The sequence below is a fragment of the Flavobacterium palustre genome (assembly GCF_014639535.1).
Classification (GTDB): Bacteria; Bacteroidota; Bacteroidia; order Flavobacteriales; family Flavobacteriaceae; genus Flavobacterium; species Flavobacterium palustre.
Map to the genome: position 1 here is coordinate 133,886 of NZ_BMGA01000006.1, position 25,617 is coordinate 159,502.

A 25,617-nucleotide genomic window follows, 5' to 3' on the forward strand; every position below is an offset into this window, starting at 1 on the left:
TTTTAATTTATTTTTTTCTTAATCCTAATTGATGTCCTGCTACAGCATAATACAAAATCACAAGATAGCATGGCAGCAAAATCCAATAACCTTTAGTCGAAGCGGTTGCAGTTGCTAAAGCTTCATTCATTCCTTGTGCCAAATATTCCGCTTTATTTCCATCAACTAATTTTCCGTACAAAGGCGGAATAATTGCACCACCTGAAATTGCCATAATCAATAAGGCCGAAGCAGTTTTAGTAAATTTGCCCAAACCTTTTAATGTTAATGGCCAAACCGCAGGCCAAACCAAAGCATTTGCAATACCCAAAGCGGCAACAAACAACACGGAAACAAGTCCTGAAGAAAATACAATACAAAAAGAAAGCAGAATTCCTAAAACAGCACTCGCTTTTAAGGCAAATGCCTGACTAATGTATCTTGGAATTAAAAATGCTCCCAAACCATAAGTAGCCACCATAGCCATTAGGGTAAATGTGGTAAAAAATTTGGCATCAGCAGCCGGAAAACCCAATGCAATTCCGTAGGCAATAATGGTATCACCGGCAATAACCTCAACCCCTACATACATAAAAAGGGTGAGCACTCCCAACCATAAATGCGGAAACTGAAAAATACTCGTTTTAGTAGTTTCTCCTTCTTTAGATTCGCTTTCTGTTTGAGCTTCAACATCCGGCAAAGGTGCTTTTCTAATTAAAATTCCCAAAACAAACAGAGCTATTGCCATAATAATATAAGGCATCACCACACTATCGGCCATGGTATTTAATAATTTGGCTTTTTCTATGGCGCTTACTGTATTTAATTTTTCGTTGATTTCGTCAATTCCGGATAACAAAATAGCTCCAAAAATAAGAGAACCCAAAGCTCCTGCCACCTTATTAGCAATTCCCATAATAGCAATACGTTTAGCAGCACTATCAATTGGTCCTAAAATGGTTATATAAGGATTAGAAGCTGTTTGTAACAAAGTCATTCCGGCACCTTGAATAAAAATACCCGTCAAAAACATCCAATAGGTTCTTGCCTCGGCAGCGGGTATAAATACCAAAGCACCAATTCCCATTATAAATAAACCTAAGGACATTCCTTTTTTATATCCAACTTTGGATAAAATAAAAGATGCCGGTAATGCCATCACTACAAAAGAAATATAAGATGCCGAAGCCACTAAAAGCGACTGAGCCGACGTTAATTCGTTGATGGTTTTCATAAATGGAATCAAAGCGCCATTAATCCAGGTTACAAAACCAAAAATAAAGAATAGCCCCGCTATAATTATAACTGGAATTAATGCTGTATTTTTTGTTTGAGAAGACGATATACTATTACTATTCATATTTAATTTTTTAAAATTTGATTCTTCATGAACGAATCAAATCAACTATATTTTTAATTTTATCATAATCGGAATGAACTATACTATTTTCATTAAAAAAAGTACTACTGTTCATTGGAATTTTTCCTTCATCTTTTAGATGTTCAATTTTGGAAGCCGAACAATGAATTTCCTGAAATCCCTTATTTTTAAACAAGAGTGCATTCTCTTTATTGATCCCTCCTCCCGGAAGAATTAGTAACTTGTTTTGGGTCTTTTTTGCTAAATTTTGTAACAATTGTATGCCTTCCTCGGCTTTAAGCTCCTTTCCAGAAGTCAAAATTCGGTTTGCACCGATAATTACAAGCTGTTCAACTGCTTCTAAAGAATTTTCTATCCAGTCAAAAGCTCTGTGAAAGGTAAATGATAAAGGTTTAGACAATTCAATTAATTCTTGCGTTCTGATAACATCAACTGTATTATCGGCTTTCAAAACGCCTGAAACAATTCCATGACAACCCAATTCTTTACAAAGCTTAATATCTGTTTTTATAATTTCAAACTCTTCTTCTGAATACGTAAAATTTCCACTACGCGGCCGTATCAAAACATGAACAGGAATTGAAAGATTTTCTATCACTTTTTTTATCAAACCATAAGAAGGTGTAATTCCTCCAACTGCTAGTTCTGAACACAATTCGATTCGATGCGCTCCTGCATTTTGCGCATTTATTGCTGATTGATAAGAGGAAGCACAAATTTCAAGAAGCATAAAATAACTTTTAAAAGAGTTCTAATGAATTGCGAAAATTTTATTTCGCACACTTAGAAAAAATAAAAGGAGAATTTCTTCTCCTTTTATTCTTATTATTAAATGAAAGAGACTAAAAAATTATCTCAAAAAAGGATTAATTAACGTCCCACCAAAGTTTAGTGCTTCCTTTATCAGCACCTCCTAACAATTGAACTGCTGCATTAACCGCATCACCATTAGTACTATATTCATTAGGTAAATAAGTAATACGTTTCATGATTCCTTTTCCAATTGTAGCATCCTCAGTAGTTAATAAAGGATATAAAATATTTGCATCTGTTCTACGTAAATCAGACCAAGCTTCCCATGACTCTGGGAAAAGACCTAAATATTTTTGAATTGCAATTTGTTTCTTTTGATTTGCTACAGTTCCTGACCATGCTACTGGTACATTCACAGGTGGTGTAGAATCAGTATACAAACTTCCAAATGTAGGTACAGCACCAGTAGTAGTTCCTGCAATATAGGCAGTTATTTGGCTTTCATCTGTTACACCCCATTGTTGTAGAGACAAACGAATACCATCTTCATATAATGCTTTCGCTGTTCCTCCCATACTCCAACCTTTCAAAACACCTTCAGCACGATTGAAATCGGTCTCAGAAGCCATCATTACTTCGATGTCTTTTGTAACATTATCTGAAAATGTAGTTACCTGATTCGTTCCACTAAAGTTTTTACCTTGATATGGAATTGTTGATCCAATACCATTTGGTAAACCTACATATTGTCCTTTGTACGTAGAAGTATTATCTAATACAGGACTAAACCATTTTGCCATACGAGGATCGTTATAACCTTTAAGAATACTTTCCATATCTGCAGTCATATAAAAACCCCAGTATTTCATAATATCCACAAAGTTATTATAAGTATCTTTTGTTACTTTATAATAAGCATTATCAGTATTTGAAACCATTACTCCGGCAGTAACAGCTGCTTCTGCTTGCGTTTTTGCTTTTGCAGCATCAATATCAGAAATTCTTAAAGCTAAACGCAATCTTAATGAATTTCCAAACTTTCTCCATTGTTCAATGTTACCGCTATACAAAGCATCATAGTCTTTAAATACACCAACTGTAGTTGCTGAACTAGCGCTCAAAGTAGCATTAGCAGCCTCTAAAAGTTTGAAGAAATCAGTATACATTGCTTCTTGAGAATCATAAGCTACAGATTTACCTCCAATACCTGCCTGAGAATAAGGAATTGGTCCCCACTCATCAGTAAATCTGTGAAACATATACACTTTCCAGATATCTAAAACTGCTAAGGCTTCTGCGTTTCCAGCTGCTGCTTTATAAGTATTTAAAAGAGATGGAACGGCAATTGTATAAAATCGCAACCAACCTCTACTTCTCCATCCATCATTAACACCATTTGCATCAGTAGCACCACCAGGATAAGCCATATAATGTGAAAACACCATTGAATGTAGGGCTGTAGCTAATCCATAAGTTCCATAATCATCTCCAGGTAAACTCCATGAAGCATTACCAATTCCTTTATATAAAGCATTTGCAAATGATGGTCCTGCCATAGTTGCATCTAACTGATCAGAAGTAAGTGTATTCGGATTTGTATTTACTTCATTAAAATCACCTGTACACCCTGTTAACTGAAACAAGAAAGCTACTGCTAAAAATTTAACTATATTGTTTTTCATAATTTATTTATTAAAAGTTGAATTTTACATTAAATCCAAAGTCTCTTGTACTTGGAATGTTATAAGATTCTATTCCTTGAAGGTTACCAACACTTACTCCTTGTTCTGGATCAAAATATTTCGCTTTATTAACAAAGAAGAATAAATTTCTACCTACTAAAGAGAAATCAACTGCTGTAAATGGTGATCTTTTCAAGAATTTACTTGGAAGTGAATATCCTAAAACAACTTCTCTTAATCTAATATTCGTAGCGTCAAAAACAAAATCCTCTGCTGATTTTGGATCCCTACTAGCTACTTGTGACCAATAATTTTCTGCAGTAATAGAAGTTGTATTTGGAGAATAAGTGCCATTACCATTATCATTAACACCATTAACTACAAAACCATCTCTACCAGCTAAAGTGATATCACTAACACCTGCTCCAGCCATTCTTGCCTGAGAGTAAGAAATCGTTTTTCCTCCCATACGGAAATCTACCAAGAAACTAAGTCTAAAATCTTTATAAGTAAATGTATTTTGTAAACCTGCTGTCCAGTCTGGATTAAAACTTCCAGCCAACACATCAAATCCAGAAGTAAATTCAGGTAATCCACTTGTAGCATTAACAATAATTTCTCCAGCATCATTACGTTTAAATCCTTTAATATACAAATCTCCGTAACCTCCACCTTTTTTAACAATTGTTTGTGCTAACCTTTCGTAACCTGTAGAAAGATTTAATTCATCTTGTCCTTCAGAAAGACTTAAAACTTTTGTTCTGTAAGTTGCAAAGTTTGCTGTTGCATCCCAAGTAAATTTTTCATCATCGAAAATTTTAGCATTCAAGACCATTTCAAAACCTTTATTTTGAATTTTTCCACCGTTAATAACTTGTTTAGAATATCCTGATGACTCTGGTAAGTTAATTGTAAAAATCTGATCTTTAGTATCTGTTTGGAACCAAGTAAAATCTAAACCAATTCTATTCTTAAATAATCTTGTATTTAAACCAAATTCTGTTGAACTTGAAATTTCCGGTTTAAGATTTGGGTTGTTTTTTAAAGTTGAAGATTGTACAACACCTCCGTTAAAACCATAAAAATACAATTGATTAGCTAAAAGGTAAGGATCTGTAGCATTACCTACCTGAGCAAAAGAACCTCTCACTTTTAAGAAAGACAACACATCAGAATTAATATCTAACATATCCGTAACAATACCTGATAAACCAACAGAAGGATAAAAGAAAGATCTGTTATCTGCTGGCAATGTTGAATCCCAGTCGTTACGTGCTGTAACATCTAAATACAAATAGTCTTTATATCCTAATTGTGCTGAACCATACAAAGAATTCACTTTTTTATGACTATATTCAGGAGTCACAGTAGTGCTTTGTAAATTAGTCAATGTAAAATAATTTCTCTTAGTTAAAGTTCCGCCACTGCTTAAACCTGTACTTTTTTGATTTCTGGCATTTCCTCCAAAATTGGCATTTAATTTAAAATCACCTAATTCTTTTTTGTAAGACAAAAGGAAATCTGTATTCATTTCTAAAACATCTCCAATCGACTCTGAATAACTTCCATAATCCTGATTTAAGATAGCAACAGCTGCATAACGTGAACTTTTAGATTTATTAGTAGACTGGTCTAAACCGGATCTAACCATTAAACTTAATTCTTTTGTAAAATCATAAGTCAAAGATCCAAAAGCGATAATTCTGCTTCTTTCATCAGTTCTTAAATTTCTTTTAGCTAACCAAAAAGGGTTTGCTCCCAAAGTACTTAAAGTATTAGCGTCTGGATAATTATATCTGATTTGCCCGGCATCATCAATATATTCAAAATCTTTGTATTGACTGTAAGGTAAACTTCTAGGCATTGTGTAAACGGCTTCTCCAATTCCTCCTTCACCAACACCAATAGCATTTTCAATCTTTTGATTAATGTAATTGGTTTTAACATCCAATTTTAATTTGTCTGTTAAACTACTAGTCAAACGTAAATTCACATTATGTCTCTCAAGTTCATTACCAACAACAATTCCCTCAGCTGTAGTATTTGTGTATGAAAAATATCCTTGCGTTTTTTCATTACCCATAGAGGCAGTTAAATTTTTAGACCAGTTATAACCACCTTTAAAAAAGTCTGAAGAGTTATTAGGCTGTGGTGTAAATGCATAAGTAGAAGAACCATCATAATTAGGATTATGACTTAATTGCCATGCTGCAACGGATTGACCTTCCATTTTTGGTCCCCAACTAGTTTTGGATAAAGGATTATAAACTCCTCCCGCTCCTTGACCATAAACATTTTGTTGATTCAACAAATTATAAGCATTTGATGCCATGAAATTTGAAGAAACTGAAATTTTTGCTTTTCCTTCTTTAGATCCACTTTTAGTTGTTATTACGATTACCCCGTTACTAGCTCGTGAACCGTATAAAGCTGCTGCCGAAGGACCTTTCAATACAGTGATACTTTCAATATCTTCAGGGTTGATATTAGAAATCCCATCAAAACTTGTAGTTCCTCCAATATCTGTAGCTGGAGAAGTCACACTATTATCCATAGGAACTCCATCAATAACATATAAAGGTTGGTTATTCCCGGTTAGAGAACGATTCCCTCTTAATGTAATTCTGGAAGAACTTCCTACTCCACTTCCTGTAGTCGAAAAGTTAAGTCCCGCTACTTTTCCTGAAAGTGAATTAGCTACGTTAAGTGATCTGGCTTCCGAAAGTTCTTTGGTAGAAACTGTCTGTGCCGAATAAGTCAACGATTTTTTCTCCCTTTTAATACCTAAGGCTGTTACAACAACCTCCCCTAGTTGTTCAGCATCTTCTGCTAATGATACATTTATAATAGTCTGGTTCCCTACAACAACTTCTTTTGGTGCTGATCCTATATAGGAAAAGACTAAAATTGCCGATTGATTTGGAACACTAATACTATACTTACCATCCATATCAGATGATATACCGTTTGTTGTCCCCTTAACAACGATGTTTGCTCCTGGCAGTGGAAAACCGCTCTTAGCATCTGTAACTGTTCCCTTAACTGTGATTTGAGCCTGTGCGTGTTGGAATCCGAACAAGCAAAATACAAACAGTAGTTTTAATACATTTTGAATCATAATTTGGTGTTTAGTTATTAATTTCTTTTTATCCGAATTAACCCGAGGGTTAATACTTTGTTAAATTTATCACTATAAATCCTTACTGGAATATAATTTCGACCAATGACATATTTGCAAAGGTGTTTGTCTATTTTCTTGTTTTTTTTACACAAAAAGCAGCTTTGATAAACAATTAACAACTAATTAAACTTTGACTTGATGATTTCTCAACAAAACCAAACTTATAGTAAATAAAAAACATTAACCTTTTTTTAAAGATTAATGTTTTTAGTGTTTTTATAAAAAATGAGTTTTAAAACTTCTTTAAAACAATGCCATTTACTCCAAAACCTTAAACTTTGTTTTGATTAAATTTACTGAATTTCCTCCTACCATAACTTCAAAATCGCCCGGTTCTACCACTTTTTTCATTTCTCGGTTCCAAATGGATAATTCATCAGCTGTCAAAGTAAATTCTACCTTTTTTGTTTCGCCTTTTTCGATGAATAACCTTTTAAAACCTTTCAATGTTTTTTCGGGAGTTGTTACTGAACTATACACATCATTAATGTACAATTGTACCACTTCGTCACCATCATAATTTCCCGTATTTTTAACATCAATACTTATTTTCAAACTTCCGTCAGCTTTTATTTCGGAAGTACTTAAAGCTAAATTCGAATATTCGAAAGTGGTATAACTCAAGCCATAACCAAAAGTGTATAAAGGATGTTCGCTTTCGCTAACATATCTGTGAATCGCAGATGGTTTTTGGTTGTAATAAATAGGCAATTGTCCCACTGATTTTGGAACAGTAATTGGCAATCTTCCCGCTGGATTGTAATTTCCAAACAAAACATCAGCTACTGCTTTTCCTCCCGCTTCTCCCGGAAACCAGCCTTCTACTAGAGCTGGAATATTTTCAGCAATCCAGTTGGTAGAAAGTGGGCGACCGTTTAACAACACACAAACTACAGGAGTTCCTGTTTTTTGAATGGCTTCAATCAATTCCTGCTGCATTCCGTGCAAGTCTAATGAAGCCACATCTCTGTTTTCTTCTACCAGTTCGTTTGATTCTCCTAAAACCACAATCGCAACATCGGCTTTTTTAGCAATATCAATTGCTGGTTGGAAGTTTATCTTATCTAAGTTCCAACGCAAATGTGCTCTTGCTCCCCAGCCACCTTCCCACATTTCAATGCGGACTTTGTATTTTTTTCCTGCTTCAATATTTTTTGGAGTAGTGACAATACTTGTTGCTCCTTTTGTCCAGTTGTCAATTACCAATTGATCGTCAATCCACATTCTGATTCCGTCATCAGAACTTAAGCCTAACCAACCGTCAAATGATTTTTCTGATTGAATGTAACCTGTCCAACGAATAGAAAAATCATCATCATTCACCCCTACACCCGGATTCCAAGGCCAGTCAAATTCTAATTGACTGTCTATTCTTGTCAATGCCGGAGTTCCTTCTACGTTTCGGTTATTAAAATATTCTCCTTTTAATCCGTTTTGAGATCCATCCGGTGTGAATAAATATTTAGACGGAATAATTTGTCCTTTTACAATCAAAGGAACACCTTCTTCATAAAGTACATTGCTGTTTTTAGCCACCACTTGTTTAATTCCCTCTAAAACAGTTGTGGCTACTTTATTTTTTACCGAATAACCACCCAATCTGGAAGCATCGGCATTAGGACCAATAACCGCAATAGTTGAAATATCTTTCTTTAAAGGTAAAATGTTGTTTTCATTTTTCAATAAAACAATCGATTTATGTCCGGCCTCTAAAGCAACATCCTGATTTTCTTTAGTATGAAAACGCTCTTTAATCAGGTTTTTATCAGTATAAGGATTTTCGAATAAACCTAATAAAAACTTCAATCGTAAAACACCACCAGCCGCACGATCAATTTGCTCCATACTCAATTTCTTTTCGTTTACCAATTCAATAATGCTCGTTTGCCAAAATTCATTAGTAAAATCATAAAACTGCATATCCACACCGGCTGCAATGGCTTCTCTGATACTTTCTTTTGGAGAATTAGTCACATAATGTGTCGTTTGAAGGTATTTAATAGCTCCTAAATCAGATACTACAATTCCTTTGAAACCCCATTCTTTTCGCAAAACATCCGTCAATAACCACTTATTAGCAGCGCAAGGAATTCCGTCTAATTCAGAATAAGCACACATGGTACCTAATGCTCCTCCCTTAGTAAACGCTTTTTCAAAAGAAGGCAAATGATCTTCACGAGCCGAACGCTCTCCAACCAAAATTGGAGAAGAATTTCCTCCCGCCTGCGGAATACCGTGAACGGCAAAGTGTTTAGGTTCAGCAATAATCGAACGATTCGAAGTCAAATCATCGCCTTGCATTCCTTTGATCATCGCCAGACCAATTTCGCTGTTCAAATACGCATCTTCGCCAAAAGTCTCCGCAACTCTTCCCCAACGTGGTTCACGCCCCAAATCTAAATTTGGTCCAAGACCAAAATGAACTCCGTGCGCTCTGGCTTCTGTCGCAATTACCTGACCTACTTTGCCCATAACATTGGTATCCCAAGTTGCTCCAAGTCCTATATTCATAGGGAAAGCTGTACTTCCGTCATCTAAATAACCATGCAACATCTCGCACATAATCAATGCTGGAATTCCCCAACGATTACCTTTAATTACATTGGTTTGAAGATCGTTAATCATTTTCGCCGAACGCGGATAAATATCATGAATGGCTCCAATGCCTAATTTTCCAATTTTAGCACTGGCTTTCGATTTAGAAAAATCTTCTTTTTCTTTAAAAAATTCGCCTTTGTACATATCCATTTGGCGTACTTTTTCCTCTAAACTCATTCTGCTTAGCAAGTCATTTACCCGCTCCTCAACTCCTAATTTAGCATCCTGATACGGATATTTTTTCTGAGCAAATCCTTGGTTTATTAAACCAAAAAATACCACCAAAGCAATTGTTATTTTTTTCATTTTATTTTTTTTTATTATCTGCTTTTCATTTTTTAAGCCGAAAACAGCTTTGATAATTTGGCTAAAGCCAATATTTCTACCGCAAATTCGCAAATTATGATTACAAAATAGTTTGCTTTTTTAAACCATTAAGAAATTAAGTTTAATTAAGTCTTCATAAAACTTAATTTCTTAATGGTTTGATTTTTACAGACCAATTTTATAGTAGTAATTATATCTTTTAAAATTTGCGAATTTGCGGTAAATCTTCTTAATTCTGAATCACTTTCAGCCTTGTTCCATTCACAAAATCATCGTGAGATATAAAATAACTTTTATATTCTTTTCCGTTCAATTGTATTGTCTTAATTTTTTCATCAGGATTGCCTTCTTTCTCAATTACAATTCTGTCACTTTTATAATATTGAGGATCTAATTTAATCGTTACTTTATCAAACATTGGTGTTGTAATCGTATAAATTGGTTCTCCCGGCACGATTGGATAAATTCCCATCATCGAATACACTAACCAGGCCGACATAGTTCCTGTATCGTCATTTCCTGGCAATCCTTTTGGTTTATTTTGGAAATATTCACGAACCAATCTTTTTACACTTTCCTGAGCTTTGTATTCTTCACCTTTTACGTAATTGAACAAGTACGGATTGGCAATGTCCGGCTCGTTTGCCATATCAAACTGTTTGCTGTCAAATATCTTTTGCAATTGCGCCGAAAAGGCTTTATCACCGCCCATCATTTTTTTCAGTCCGTTCATATCGTGTAAAACCATAAAATTATACTGCCAGGCATTTCCTTCGATAAAACCAACATTTTCTTCAAAATTAGCTCCCGAATTTGGATCGAAAGGTTCGTACCAGTTTCCATTTGCAATTCTTGGACGAAGTAAGTTTAGTTTTTTATCAAATAATTTTCGGTAGGATAAGGAACGATTTTTAAAACGCTCGGCATCTGATTTTTTCCCTAAAACATCCGCTAAAAGTGAAATAGCATAATCCGAAGCATTGTATTCCTGCGTAGTTGAAACAGGACCTTTTTCGCTGGTAGTTAGATATCCTTTTTCGATATAATCTTTTAGTCCGTTTCGCAACGGATTATTCTCCATTTGATCGGCTCCTTTCGACATGGCTTTATAGGCTTTCTGAACATCAAAATCACGGATTCCTTTCAAATACGTATCAGCAATTACAATACTTGCAGGATCGCCCACCATGGTAAAAGTTTCTGTAGAATTCAATTCCCATTTGGGTAACCAGCCGTTTTCATCATACATTTCGAGCATACTTTTCACCATATCTGATTGTTGTTTGGGATACACCAAAGACATCAACTGGTGTACATTGCGATAGGTGTCCCAAAGTGAAAAAACCGTGTAACGGGTACCTTCGGTTTTACCAATTTTACCTCTTTTTATCTCCGGAAACTCACCATTGACATCATTCAAAGTATTAGGATGAATCAAAGTGTGGTACAATGCGGTGTAGAAAATCGTTTTATCGTCTTTAGAACCACCTTCTACTGAAATTTTAGACAATTCCTCATTCCATTCGTTGTAGGTTTCTTTATAAACGGCATCAAAAGATTTATTTCCAGTCTCTTTTTCTAAGTTTTCACGTGCATTTTCGATGCTTACATACGAAATTCCGATTTTTACTTCAACGGTTTCTTCTTTGTCGAATTTATAGGTAAAATAACTTCCAATACTATCACCTACAACGGTTTTGATGGTATTTTCCATCACCCTTGCTTTTCCATTGTAGCCCATCCATTGTCCTTCAACACCATTGTATTTGGCTGGTTTCTTCCACACACCAAATTTGGCTGCAGGTTTCGAAAATTTCGCTACAAAATAAACCGGATACGCATCTTCCGGACTGTTATAACAAAAAGAACCTACGCTGCGCATTCCTTCAATTTCAGTATTCGAAACCACTTTAATCATGGCTCCTTCTTCATTGGTTAAACCAACCCCCAGATTTAATAAAACATTCGATTGTCCTTTCGGGAAAGTGAATCGGCTGACTCCCACTCGTTTTGAAGCTGTAAATTCGCCTTTTACTTTATATTTATTAATGTTTATGCTGTAATATCCGGCTTTTGCAACTTCATTAGAATACGTCGATCCGTATTTTAAGTGATTGGTTTCAACAGTTCCTGTTGTTGGCATTAGTAAAATAACACCTAAATCGGGACAACCTACGCCACTTAAATTAACCTGACTGAATCCGGTTAGAAAGGTATTTTCATTCACATAAGGATTTGATAACCATTGGCTGTCTTTTTCCAAAGGTCGGTTTTGAGGACCTGAAACATTAAACGGACTGATACTGGCCATTCCTCTAGGAGCAATTGGTCCGGGAAAAGCAGCCCCAAAATTAGAGGTTCCAATAAACGGATTGACAAAATCGGCTGGCTGCTGCGCCAAAATACTTATGCTAAAAAACAGCCCGCAAAAAAAACAGGCTGTTTGTATTGTTATCCTTTTATATAAAACCATAATTGAATATTCTATCTGTTAATCGCTTCAATTTTTAAAGTCCAGGCTTCTTTTGCAGGCAAATTATTTCTCAAACTTTCCGGAATTGTAACTGTAAATCCGTTGTCTGATTTAATCCATTTTAAAGATGTTTTAGAACCTAACATGGTGATTTTTGTTCCTTTTTTTGGACTGATTGATTTCACTGTAACTTCAGCCGGAATTTTATCTTCTCCATCTTTTGCTAAATAAAAAGCGAAAACATTCCCGTCTTTATTTTGTGTAAAACAAATATTTTCTTCTTTGTAAGGTTCGATCGGTTTGGTGTTGTAAATTGCTGTGCTGTTTACTTTCATCCAATCACCATAAGCTTGTAACAAATCATAAGCGCCTTGTTGCCATTCTCCTTCCGGACTTGGAGCAACGTTTAATAACAAATTCCCTCCTTTAGCCACAATATCAATTAACATGTGAATACCTTGCCTGCCAGTCATGTATTGTGCATCCGGGGTGTAAGACCATCCACCACCTGAAGGAATACAAGATTCCCAAGGATAAGGCAGGGTTTTAGCAGGAACACGTCCTTCCGGAGTTAAGTAGTTTTGGTTTTTACCATGAACGGCTCTGTCCACCACAATTAAACCTGGTTGTTTTGCACGTGCTTTGGCAACTAATTCGTCCATTTTAGGATCCTGATCAACCACTCTGTGTTTGATGAAACCGTTTTTAGATTCGTTTTCTGTAAATTTCTCGTCGTAGTTTTCTTTGATGTTTACCTGATCTCTTTTACGAACCCAACCTCCGTCTAACCATAAAATATCTACTTTACCATAATTAGTCAGGATTTCCATGATTTGGTTATGCGTAAAATCAACGTATTTTTGCCATTTTTCAGGGTATAAAGCTGGGTCATAATTTACGTTTCTGTCGAATGGAGGAAAATAAGGATCCCAGTAATTCTCGTTATGCCAATCCGGTTTTGAGAAATACGCTCCGGTTGAGATTTTTTCAGTTCTAAAAGCATTGAAAACTTCTTTCAAAACGTCTGCCTTAGGGTTGGTATGAAAAGGAACGTCCTTACTCGTGATTTTATAATCCGAATATTGAGTGTCATACATGTTAAAACCATCATGGTGTTTTGTGGTGAAAACCATGTATTTCATTCCCGCATATTTTGCCGCTTTGGCCCATTTTGCAGGGTCAAATTTTACCGGATTAAAAGTCTTTCTCAAACCTTCATAATCTGCAATGTACTGATTGTAACTAGCAGGATTACTTCCTTTTTTACGCTCACACCATCCGTAATCTTCAGGGCAAATAGACCATGATTCTACGATTCCCCATTGGCTGTAAGTTCCCCAGTGCATTAGTAAACCAAACTTTTTACCTTGCCATTCGTCTAAGTTTTTCAATACCAATGGGTCGGTTTCCGGCACATATCTTTCGTCTTCATAAATGGCTTGAGAAAAGAGTTGTACTGAAAATAATAATGCTATTACTGCTATGCTTTTTTTCATTCTTTCGTATTTTAATTCTTAAATCTTATATTAGTTTGTTTCAATATTTACTTTATCAAGTATTGGTTGGTCAGTAAATGTTAATTGTGTTTGAGTATTTTCATTAAGTTGCTCCAATACAACAATGCTGTTTACACCTTTATTCAGCCAACAACCCGGTACATAAAGGGTTTGTTGCGGCCCTACTTTCCAATAGCGTCCTAAATTATGTCCGTTTACAAATACAATTCCCTTGCCCCAGGCTGACATATCCAAAAAAGTATCAGCAGGTTTATCAATATTTACAATGGATTCATATAAAACAGGTCGACCTGATTTTATCGTTTCATTTTTAACAGGCGGAACTTCATTCATTGGCATTTTATACATTTCCCATCCACCACTAATTTCGTATTCATTTATCATTACCGGAGCAATAATTCCTTTGGTATTGTGTACTATTTCTGCTCCGTAATTGATACGTCCCATATTTTCAACCAAAATTTCTAAAATACCATTAAAAGGAATAGTAACATTTAATTCATATTTATTGAAAACTCTGTTCAGTTTACCCACCTTTGATCCATTAACATAAACAGTAGCAAAGTCTCTTAATCCCTGTATTTTCAAAGTACCAGAAATAGGCTGTGTGAATCTTTTTCGATACAAAACATAGCCATGTCCCTGACCCAGTTTCTCAAAAGTCAACGGTTGATCATTTACAACTGCTTTTTCTTTTTTTATCCAGCTTAAAACATCCATACTGGATTTAATAAGCTGATTAGGGAATTTTGTAACAGCTATTTTCTCAGGTATAGCTGGCAATTTTGTTTTAGAGTACTTTTGCATGACTTCACGAATAGCCATAAACTTTGGTGTTGCCCAACCTGCTTCGCTAATAGGTGCATCGTAATCATAACTTGTAATATCTGGCTGAATATCACTTTCTTCATTATAATTAGCTCCGGAAGTAAATCCAAAATTAGTCCCTCCATGAGCCATATAATAATTAAAAGACACTCCTGCATCAAGATATTTTTTTGTTTGGTTTGCTATTTCCTCAGCACCAATTTTTACAAATGGTTCTGCCCAATGATCCAACCAGCCCGGATAAAACTCAGCTACCATATAAGGTCCTTGACCTTTATGAAATTTATCAACCTGCTTCTTTAAATTTTCAATATTGGACTCGCCATTTGCAGTGGGTAATACCCCTTCAACTGAACCACCTTCAAACAACCAGGTTCCATCCGAAGTAAAAAAAGGCTCTTGGAAACCAGTAGATTTCAGCATATTGTAAATCGCTGTTTTGTATGCTGAATGATCGTTAAGATTGATGTCCGTTCTCTGAGAAACATAGGACCCAAATTCATTTTCAACCTGAACCATAATAATTGGGCCTCCCTGATTAGAAAAAAGTCCTTTTACCTCTGCAGATAAATGTTCCAAATAGCTTTTACAAGCTTCTAAAAATGCTTTATTGTTAGTACGAATTACTAAATCAGAATTGTTTTGTAACCACCAAGGATAACCTCCAAATTCCCATTCTCCACAGGCATAAGGTCCCGGTCTCAGAATGACATACAATCCTTCACTTTTAGCCGTGCGTATAAATTCAGCCAAATTTTTATTTCCGGTTTTAAAATCCCATACGCCCGGAGCGACTTCATGATAATTCCAAAACACATAAGTTGCCACCGTATTCATACCCATAGCTTTGAGCATTTGCAGTCTATGTCTCCAATATTCTTTTGGAATACGTTCGTAGTGCATTTCTCCTGAATGTATTTTAATAACTTTCCCGTCTTGGTTGAATTCACCATTAGCAATAGAAAATCCTTTTGTTTGCGCCTGATTAAAAATTGGCATCAAACAAATTAATACTATTCCGAGTTTAAATAATATCTTGTTCATTTTTTTATTCCAGATTATAATTAATCAATTAAAATTTCATCAAAAAACATAAAAGAACTTTCTCCTTTTGGGCTTTTCTTTAAATTAGTCGCGATTACTTTTACAAATCTCGCATTGGTATTTTCGAAACTAATTTTAAAATCTTTCAATTCTGAATTGGAATTAATAGCAAACGGACGTATTATTTTTCCAACTTCTTTATACGTTTTTCCATCGGTAGAAATAAAAGCTTTTATTTCTGTTGGAAAATAAATCCCCGAACCTTGATTTTCTAAAGCACCTAAAGTTACCTGATGAATCGATTGACTTTTATCTAAATCAATAACTACTTCCATATCATCCACCAACCAGGCCTGCCATTGTCCGTCATGAAAATTTTTGCTTCCCCGAATAATATTAACTAAGCCCAACGGACCATCTGCTTTGTAATTTTGATGATACGGAGTTTTAAAAATCAATTGATTCCCTACTGCTTTATGGAATTGAATACTATCGGTAAAAACTTTACCTACTGGTTTATCTTCTTTAAACAAAGAAGCTTTTAGAATAGTTGTTCCTGTAACAGCTATAGAATCGGTGTATTTTATGGCTTGATTGTCCAAATTTTTATTATCCAAAACATAGCGAATATCAGCATTTGGAAATTCATTTTTCAAAGCTACTTTTATCTGTTTTTTACCCAAATTTGCCTTTGAAGCTGCCGATACCAAATAAGCACTTTTAGAATAATTGATTCCCAAATAATCAAAACGTACTAATAAAGAAGGTAATCGAGTAGTAAAGTCATTCCAGTTTCGGGCTGCTTTTGGACTCCATAAAACCTCTGCCATTGCTCCTAATCTTGGAAAAATCATGTATTCCGATTCTTGTGTACTCTCAATATATTCAGCCCATAAATTAGCTTGGGCACCTAAAATATGTTTGGCTTGTTCCGGAGTCATTTGGTCCACTACAGGATCAAAGTGATACACTTTAGTCAATGGAATAAATCCTCCAAAAGCCAAAGGTTCTTCATTTTGCGGACCCTGATAAATATTAAAATAGCAATGCGATTCGGGTGTCATAATTACATCATGCCCTTGTTTAGATGCTTCAATTCCGCCTTCGGTTCCCCGCCAGCTCATTACAGTAGCATCAGGAGCTAATCCGCCTTCTAAGATTTCGTCCCAACCAATTACTCTTTTACCTTTCGAATTGATGTATTTCTCCATTCGTTTTACAAAGTAACTTTGCAATTCGTGTACATTTTTCAAACCTTCCTCCTGCATTCTTTTTTTACAATGCGGACAGGTTTCCCAATTGGTTTTAGTAGCCTCATCTCCTCCAATGTGGATGTATTTCGAAGGAAAAATAGCAACAACCTCATCGATTACATCTTGTAAAAAGGCAAACGTATTTTCTTTTCCGGCACAATAAATATCGGTAATAGGCCAAACCCCTCCAGATGGCACACCAATTCTTTGATTGAAACAGGCTAATTCCGGATAAGCCGCAATAGCACTGCTTACATGTGCCGGCATTTCAATTTCCGGAATGATTTGGATATTTTTAGTTGCCGCATATTTTACAATTTCTTTTAATTCTTCCTGAGTTAAAAATCCGCCGTAAGTTCCTTTCTCGTCTGGATTTACCGTTAAACGTGCGTTCCAAATCACATTTTCCTGATCGACTCTCCAGGCTCCTATTTCAGTTAATTTGGGATATTTTTTAATCTCCATTCGCCATCCCTGATCGTCAACCAAATGCAGGTGTAAAACATTCATTTTTAACATTGCCAAACGGTCAATGGTAGCTTTAATATACGATTTATCAAAAAAATGACGCGATAAATCCAGCATCAGTCCTCTCCATTGAAAACGAGGCTCATCAGTTATAGTAACATTTGGAATTGACCAGTTTACATTAGCAATTGTTTTTTTACTTTCAATAGCTGTTGGTAATAATTGTCGAACTGTTTCCAAAGCATAAATAAAACCGGCACTTTCCTTAGCTATTATTACAATACTTTTGGAAGAAACATCTAATTTGTATGCTTCTCTGTTTAAGTTTTTATCAACTTTAAATTCGATGTAATTATTTTTAGGCTTTTTATTCGTTATTTGAGGTTTCCATCCGGCAGCCATTCCAAATTTAGTAATCAAAGCTGTGGCGATATCTTTTTGCGCATCTCCTTTAACTATAAATTTAGTGTTTGAAGAAAATTGAAACTTTCCTTCTTTAACTACTGTATGGGCAGGTTTGGGTATAATAGCTATTTCTTCCTGAGCCACAACCGAAGTTGTAATCAAAAGTAAAAAAAAGACAATCGTAGTTTTAATTATTTTCATAAATCATTTATTTAAAGGCTTCTGTATATTTTAAATAGCTATTATTTCTGTTTTAATAAATCGAATTAAATTATTTATCCCAGTTCATTTTAAACTTGGCATCTTCCATGCGATTCCCTTTTTCGTCATCACAAATGGCATAGTTAAAACCAGAGCGCAAACTATACCCAGCGTGCTCACCATTTTTATTCAAAGCGATAAAACCAACCTGCAGATATTCCATGTCTTTATGGTTTTTATGTTTGTTATAAATACGTTCAGTGATTTCTTTACAAGCTTCATAAGGTGATTTTCCCTGACGCATTAATTCGACCACCATTGCGCTTCCAGCTGTTCTGATTACGGCTTCTCCTAATCCTGTTGCCGCAGCTGCACCAACTTCATTATCTAAAAAAAGTCCGGCTCCGATAATAGGCGAATCGCCTACACGACCGTGCATTTTCCAGGCGGCACCACTTGTGGTACATCCTCCGGAAAGATTTCCGTCTTCATCAATCATCAACATACTAATGGTATCATGATTTTCAATATTAATTACAGGTTTGTATTTAGATTCCTCCAACCATTTTTTCCAGTCTTTTTCTGATTCGGGAGTTAATAAATTTTCTTCCTTAAATCCTTCTGAAAGTGCAAATTGCAATGCGCCTTGACCAGATAACATAACGTGCGGCGTATTTTCGAGCACTCTTTTTGCAACCGAAAGCGGATGTTTAATTCCTTGTAAAAAAGATACCGAACCACAATTGCTGTTGTGATCCATAATACAAGCATCCAGCGTAACTTTTCCTTCACGATCCGGATAACCTCCATAACCTACGCTTCTTACTTTTGGATCAGCTTCGGGGATTTTCATTCCGGCTTCAATCGCATCCAGAGCTGATTTTCCGGCTTTTAATTCTTTCCAGGTCTCAGCATTAGCAGGCAAACCATGATTCCATGTTGAAATGACAACAGGTTTTTTAGTTTTTTTTACAGCCAAAGTTTCCTTTTGATTTTCTGTATTTTGAGCTACAGCTTCTAATCCAAAAACAGAGCTAACTGCCAGTGTACCTAAAGTTGTCTTTTTTATAAAATCTCTTCTGTTTGACATGACTATGATTTTTTTATTTTAAACTTTCTTTAGTTGCTGCAATCACTTTTAAATAAGCATCAGAAATAGCTGGTCCATCAAAAAAAGTAACTCCTGAAGCACCATTTTCTTTAGCCAAAAGAATCGTTTTTCTCAATTCATCTTCTGTTTCTACTCCCGGAACATAAATCCCTGTATTCAGTTTAGTGTTTTTCCCTTTCAAATCGGTTACACCTTGTTGGGTTGCAAAACCAATCCAATTCATTCTTTCATTATAAAAATTATGATAAATCATGGGATACACTTCATCGATATTCCATTTGTCCCAACGTTGGCGCACCATGTGGTCAGCCATTTCCGGATAAGGAAATACCGCTGCCGTTAATTTTTTTCCGTGTTTGTGTGCAATTTCATAAGCATGATTGACCACATTTTTAATTTGGTTCAAACGAAATTGCTTCCATTCCATATCAATTTCAGGATGTTCGATTTTTCTTGGGTCTCTACCAAATTCCTTTATAAATGCATTGACACTGGCATCTGAATAATCAAAATCATAATCTGGTAATTCAGTATTTTGAACCAAATTATATTTTGGCAACAAACCAATTGGTAAAAACACATCAGGGTAACGGATATAATCCAAGTGGACACTTTCTACTCCTTCTACTTTAGCCAGTCCTTCTAATAAATCATAAATATGCTGGCGAGCTTCCGGATGACTTGGTGACAACCACTGATAATAATCTACATACGGACGATCATCAAAACAGGATTTACCGCTGCGGCTCACCATATACCAATCCGGATGTTGTAAGGCAACTTGATCTCCTGGTCGGTTCATCGTCATAATCCAGGCATGAACTCGTAATCCTTCATTTTTAGCCAATGGAACTAATCTTTTTAACAACTCAGGACTTGTACCTGTATTAATTAAAACTTCGTCAATTCCGGCCTCATGGTATTTTTTAAATTCAACACTATAAGATTCGTCACTACGTTTAGCATCGGCCGAAATCCAAACTCCAAATTCAAAATCTTTTGCTTTATGTTTCACTTCTGAATTTTGGATTATTTTATTCGAACAAGCCGTGATGATTAATCCTAAAAATAATAGTTGAATATATTTCATAATTAATTTTTCTGTATGTTAGTCTTAAAACTATTTTTTCATGTTTTCAAAAAGCGTGTTCAGTAATTCCTGCTTATTATCCAGACTATATTCCCAAAACATGGCTCCACCTAAACCTTTAGTTTTAATAAAATTTGCTTTCAATTCAATCTCATTTGGTGTTTCATAAGATATAAAAATGCCCTCTTTTTCATTCCACAAATAAGAAGCTTTTGCCGACTCATCATAAAGCTGTTTGTATTTTCCGGTAGCTATTTCTTCTTTAATTTTCCAATAAGCAATAATCTCAGCACCCGTTTGCGCCGATTGATACAAACCGTTATTTTGTGGATTTACTTTAGACCATTTTCTTCCGTAAAAAGGAATCCCAACAACGATTTTATCGGCAGTTATTCCTGTCTTCAAATAGGCATCAACTGTTTTAGTTAAATTATCTCCACCGAATTTTTCAAATTTTGAAACATTTAAATTAGCATGATGACCGGTTTGATACATCCAACCGTTATAAAAATCATAGCCCATGATATTAATGTAATCCAGGTATTTTTGAGCCGCTTTTAAATCGGTGTGATCCAAATAATTTTGGTCAGCTCCCGAAGCAATACTTAATAAATAATGAACTTTATCTAAAGTGGTTTGTATTTCTAATTGCTTTCTTAATTCAGCAAGTAACAGCGTGAAATTTTCTTTATCGGATGGTCTGAACACATTATCCTCCGCCCTTTGTCCCGGAAATTCCCAATCAATATCAATTCCGTCAAAACCGTATTTTTTCATCAATTGCACTGCACTTTTTGCAAATTGTTCTCTCGAATTTTGATAAGCAGCAACATTAGAAAACTGATCAGACCAAACCCATCCACCGATTGAAAATAAAACTTTCAAAGAAGGATTCTGCTTTTTAAGTCCCATCAATGCTTTGATTTTAGCATCATCAGTAGCTAATTCAAATTGAACGTTGCCATTTACAATATTTGCAAAAGCATAATTAACATGAGTTAATTTAGTTGCATCAACCTTGGCTGGATCAAAATCCTCATAACCTGCCACGTACCCAATAATTTTAGTATCCTCTGCTTTGCTCTTCTTTTTAGTTTCTAAAGTAGAACAAGCAAAAAAACAACTGATAATCACTATGTAAAGACTTAATTTCATTCTTTTATTATGCTTTAATTTTCATTAACGATATCATTTTTCAATAAACTGACCATCTTCTTTGATGATAAAAGTTTTACTTGAAAAAGGACTTTTTACTGATATATTCCAACCAAAACTATGGTTCTCTAATTTAGGAGTTATAACATTTGTACCAACTTTAATCTCACTTTTTGTTAATTGATTAATTGTTACTGCCCATTTTTTATTTTTGGCTAAATATTGTTTTTGAGCTCTATACAACTGAAACAATTCCCATTTAATTTTCTCATCCTGAGGGATTATAAAACTTACTTTGTTTCCAATTTCTTGAGAAGTAAAATATACATAACCCCATTTTTCAGGTTCGTGCATGTTAATAACTCCCTGTGGTGACCAAACCCAATTGTATTCCGGTAAATATTTACCTGAAGCATCTTTTTTACGTTCGTACTTCCCGTTTACAATATCGTGTTGCCAATTGACTCTGGAAAAATTAACTCTCCAAAATTTATCTCTTGGAACATTATCTTCTCCAAAAGATTTTTGATATGAAGCCCATGGAATTGCAATTTCTAAAGTCCAACCTTCGTCAGTATCAGCAGGATTATTTAAGGTTCCCTGAATTTTTACCGCCGATTGTAATCCTGTATTATTCCAATCATTTAGAACGACATTTTTTTCACGATAAGGCTTGGTTAAAAACAAATCCCAAGCCGTATTTAAAGCATTGATTTCTAATTCGTAATAGTTAAAAGTATCACCATCAGGATCAATAAAAACTTCAAAATCATTGTTGTAAAAAATAATAGTATCGCGCTGTTTTAAAGTTGCCCAAACATGTGGTTCTTCCATTTTAGCTAAGATGTAATAATTGGTTTCGTCCCAAAGCATTTTTACCTGAGTATTGTACTTTGGTTTTTCAACTCCTTCGATATCAATAAAAGGTTCTGACCAATCTACTTTTGACCAGGAAGCATCCGAATCGTCGCCATCGATTGTAATTTTTTCTGTAGTTTTATAAGCCACATAGTTTTTTGGCACAATTCCTTTTTTGGATTGGGCAAAACCAATTACAGAAATTAATCCGAATACAAGTGCTAAGTATTTCATTTTTACAACCATACTTTTCTATAAACTGTTATCTTTTGTAAATTGGATTACTTCACTTAATTTCCCAAAAGCAATTGCTACTGCTGTATCTGCTGCACCGTAATATACGGCTAATTTATCTTCTTTTGTATCATGCAAAGCGGCACATGGAAAAACTACATTAGGAACATCTCCAACCATTTCATAAATTTCTGCTGGTCCTAATAAATACGGCTGTGTTCTGTATTTAACCTGATCTGGCGAATCAACATCTAAAAGTGCTGAACCCATGGCATAACGGAAACCATTACAAGTATTAATTACACCGTGGTAAATCATTAACCAACCTTCATCGGTAAGAATTGGAATAGGTCCTGCTCCTACTTTGGTACACTGCCAGGCACTTTGTTCAAAAGGACTTGGTTTCATAACCAAACGATGTTCTCCCCAATACTTCATATCCGGACTGTAACTAATCCAAATGTCTCCAAAAGGTGTATGTCCATTATCACTTGGACGACTCAACATCGCATATTTTCCATTTATTTTTTGTGGAAACAAAACACCATTTCTATTGAAAGGTAAAAAGGCATTTTCGCATTGAAAAAATTCTACGAAATCAAATGTGTATCCAATTCCAATTGTTGGTCCGTTATAGCCGTTACACCAGGTAATCCAATAGCGATCTTCAATAAAAACCACACGAGGATCATATTTATAAGCTGATTCGATCATTTCAGTATTTCCAGATTGCATTACAATGGGTTCATGATTGATCTCCCAATTGATACCATCTTTACTAAAACCAGCAAAAATATTCATTTGGACTGCTTTGTTATCGCATCTAAAAACACCAGCAAATCCGTCTTCAAAAGGAACAACTGCACTATTAAAAATACTATTTGATGATGGTATAGCGTATCTGTCAATAATTGGATTTTCAGAATATCTCCACATTACATCATTACTGTTTTCGGGTCTGTCTTGCCAAGGAATACTGCTCATTTTATTTGTTTTTTGTTTATTGTTTTTTTGTTATATTTTCTTAACCTGGTCATCCTGACGAAGGAAGGATCTTCACAAGTAACTCCTCCTAGAAATTCGCCAATCTTTGTCGAGTTTCTGGATGAGATTGCTTCGTTCCTCGCAATGACAAATTGCTGTTTAATCTTCAATTCTTCTCACCTTGTCTAACCAGGTAAATTTTAATATTGTAGTGGTGACTAAAAACACTGTTAAGGCTGCAATTGCTTTTGGATAATCTCGGATGATGAAAAATATTGGAAGCAAGATCATACTGGACTGCCACACAATTCCGATTACACAATTCAACATATCTTTCCAGAAATCATTATTTTTTTCGAAAGACTGATCTTCAATTTTTAATGTTTTGTAAACCGGATTCCACCAACCCCAAGGTCTTACATTAGTGTAGAAAGATTTTAGTACCTCTATATCTGTTGGTTTGCTTAAAAAAGTGCCTAAAAGACACCCCAAAATAGAGAAACCAAATATTATTGGAAATAGATAAATAGCTTGTACTTGTGCTAAATCATATAAAAATGATCCTTCGGATAAACTTCCTTTGGCCTGACCTAAAGCAAATTGTAAAGAAGCTACAATTAATCCGGCGAACATTCCCCAGAAATAACCCCAGCCGTTAAAACGCCACCAAATCCATTTTAGGAAATTAGCTGCTACATAACCGCCGTATAAGGCACTCGTAATCCAAAGTGTTAAGGAATTAATAGAATCAGCAAAGAATCCCATAAAAACTCCCAAACCAACTACAAGGAAAGATGAAATCTGACTTACTTTAATGTAATGCTCGTTTGTAGCAACTGGTTTGAAATATTTTTTATAAATATCATTTACAATATAAGCGGGTCCTGCATTTACGAAAGCTGAAAATCCGGACATAAAAGCTGCTAATAAACCAGCTAATAGAATTCCTTTTATTCCAACTGGAATATATAGATTCACCACTTTTGGCATTAACAATTCTAAATCGGCTCCGGTTAAAGCCGCATTAGCGTTTAATTCCGGTGCTAAATTTACCAATGCAATTACCACAATTCCAGTAATCAATAAATATCTTGGAATGAATAAAATCAGATTGGTAAAACCGCTCATGTAAGCCGCTTCTTTTACTGATTTAGTAGAAAGTACCCTTTGTAAATCATAACTCGGTGTTGGTCCTGCGATACTGGCAAAGAAACCTTTGAATAAGGTCATTCCAATAAAAGCACCAAACATTTTATAACCTTCAGAATCTATCAAATTATTGAAAGTTTGAAACTTATCACTCCACTGGGTTTCAAATTGCCATCCGAAGAAAACATTTTTCCACTCTTCGGTTATAACCGAGTTGATTTGAACATCCGTATAATTGATAAAAGCGTAACCCGCAATTAAAACTCCTGCTACAATCATAATTAAATATTGAACAACCTCTGTAGCTACAACAGAAAACATTCCGCCTTTTACAGTATAAATGGTAGTTAAAAGAATAATGATTAAAGCATAAGAACGCTCAGAGGTCAGTAAAATTAAATCGCCGGAATAAAGCGTTAAATCCCACGGAAGAATAATAGTTACAAACTTTCCGATTCCTTCAAAAAAGTAAGCGATGAAACCAATAGTCGAAATAATAGCAAAAATAGCCACGATAATATGCGATGCTTTTCCGGCTCTGTCACTTCCAAAACGGGTTAAAATCCACTCTGAACCGGTCATTACTTTTGATCTTCTGATCCAGACAGCCAGAAACATCATCACGAAAATCTGATTCCATATTGGCCAAAGCCACATAAACATGAAACTTTTTACTCCGTATAAAAATAATACCCCAATCATCCATGAAGTTCCCGAAACATCAAACATTCCTGATCCGTTACTCAAACCTAAGAAATACCATTTGATTGTTTTTCCACCAAGGAAATAATCATCAAGTCCTTTTGATGCTTTTCTGGAAATCCAGATTCCTATTCCTACCGAGAGGAAAATATAGGCTACGATTATTGATACGTCAATGATGTTCATTAATTTTAGTTTTTATTAGTTAGTTTTAGTGCTTAGTCCTTAGCTGTTAGTCCTTAGT

General features: G+C 35.1%; 15 protein-coding genes. All 15 read right to left on the bottom strand.

What is annotated here, in order from left to right:
* Nucleotides 1-7 precede the first annotated feature (7 nt).
* The 15 genes from IEV84_RS12155 to IEV84_RS12225 all read right to left on the bottom strand — a co-directional run bounded on the left by IEV84_RS12155 (nt 8) and on the right by IEV84_RS12225 (nt 25,559).
* Nucleotides 8-1,339: a sugar MFS transporter gene (locus tag IEV84_RS12155; protein WP_188494541.1), complete on the bottom strand. Its 1,332-nt coding sequence runs from the start codon at nt 1,337-1,339 to the stop codon at nt 8-10.
* 25 nt (nt 1,340-1,364) lie between these two features.
* Nucleotides 1,365-2,090, bottom strand: a complete 726-nt coding sequence (locus tag IEV84_RS12160) for a copper homeostasis protein CutC (RefSeq protein ID WP_188494542.1) — start codon at nt 2,088-2,090, stop codon at nt 1,365-1,367.
* 136 nt (nt 2,091-2,226) lie between these two features.
* Nucleotides 2,227-3,795, bottom strand: coding sequence for a SusD/RagB family nutrient-binding outer membrane lipoprotein (locus IEV84_RS12165; protein ID WP_188494543.1), 1,569 nt, complete (start codon nt 3,793-3,795; stop codon nt 2,227-2,229).
* A gap of 10 nt (nt 3,796-3,805) precedes the next feature.
* Entirely contained in the window at nt 3,806-6,913 is a 3,108-nt protein-coding gene (locus IEV84_RS12170) for a SusC/RagA family TonB-linked outer membrane protein (protein ID WP_188494544.1), read from the bottom strand.
* Between the two features lie 321 nt (nt 6,914-7,234).
* Entirely contained in the window at nt 7,235-9,880 is a 2,646-nt protein-coding gene (locus IEV84_RS12175; RefSeq protein WP_229732675.1) for a glycoside hydrolase family 3 N-terminal domain-containing protein, read from the bottom strand.
* 250 nt (nt 9,881-10,130) lie between these two features.
* A complete protein-coding gene (locus IEV84_RS12180; RefSeq protein WP_188494545.1) occupies nt 10,131-12,374 on the bottom strand; it encodes a GH92 family glycosyl hydrolase in 2,244 nt (747 codons plus the stop codon).
* Between the two features lie 11 nt (nt 12,375-12,385).
* The gene (locus tag IEV84_RS12185) at nt 12,386-13,870 is read right to left on the bottom strand and encodes an alpha-L-fucosidase (RefSeq protein ID WP_188494546.1); all 1,485 of its coding nucleotides are present in this window, start codon (nt 13,868-13,870) and stop codon (nt 12,386-12,388) included.
* Between the two features lie 30 nt (nt 13,871-13,900).
* Nucleotides 13,901-15,763 (bottom strand): beta-galactosidase, encoded by a 1,863-nt coding sequence (locus IEV84_RS12190; protein WP_188494547.1) that lies wholly within the window; start codon nt 15,761-15,763, stop codon nt 13,901-13,903.
* A gap of 20 nt (nt 15,764-15,783) precedes the next feature.
* Complete coding sequence (locus IEV84_RS12195; protein WP_188494548.1) at nt 15,784-18,090, bottom strand: glycoside hydrolase family 20 protein; 2,307 nt, start codon at nt 18,088-18,090, stop codon at nt 15,784-15,786.
* A 70-nt stretch (nt 18,091-18,160) separates the two neighbouring features.
* Nucleotides 18,161-19,180, bottom strand: a complete 1,020-nt coding sequence (locus IEV84_RS12200; protein ID WP_188494549.1) for an isoaspartyl peptidase/L-asparaginase family protein — start codon at nt 19,178-19,180, stop codon at nt 18,161-18,163.
* Nucleotides 19,181-19,193: 13 nt separating this feature from the next.
* The gene (locus IEV84_RS12205; RefSeq protein ID WP_188494550.1) at nt 19,194-20,291 is read right to left on the bottom strand and encodes a family 10 glycosylhydrolase; all 1,098 of its coding nucleotides are present in this window, start codon (nt 20,289-20,291) and stop codon (nt 19,194-19,196) included.
* A gap of 30 nt (nt 20,292-20,321) precedes the next feature.
* Nucleotides 20,322-21,446: a glycoside hydrolase family 18 protein gene (locus IEV84_RS12210; RefSeq protein WP_188494551.1), complete on the bottom strand. Its 1,125-nt coding sequence runs from the start codon at nt 21,444-21,446 to the stop codon at nt 20,322-20,324.
* A 33-nt stretch (nt 21,447-21,479) separates the two neighbouring features.
* Nucleotides 21,480-22,538 (bottom strand): sugar-binding protein, encoded by a 1,059-nt coding sequence (locus tag IEV84_RS12215; protein ID WP_229732676.1) that lies wholly within the window; start codon nt 22,536-22,538, stop codon nt 21,480-21,482.
* A gap of 18 nt (nt 22,539-22,556) precedes the next feature.
* On the bottom strand, nt 22,557-23,522 hold the full coding sequence (locus IEV84_RS12220) for a glycoside hydrolase family 130 protein (RefSeq protein ID WP_188494553.1): 966 nt from the start codon (nt 23,520-23,522) through the stop codon (nt 22,557-22,559).
* Nucleotides 23,523-23,681: 159 nt separating this feature from the next.
* A complete protein-coding gene (locus IEV84_RS12225; protein WP_188494554.1) occupies nt 23,682-25,559 on the bottom strand; it encodes a sodium:solute symporter family protein in 1,878 nt (625 codons plus the stop codon).
* Nucleotides 25,560-25,617: the final 58 nt, after the last annotated feature.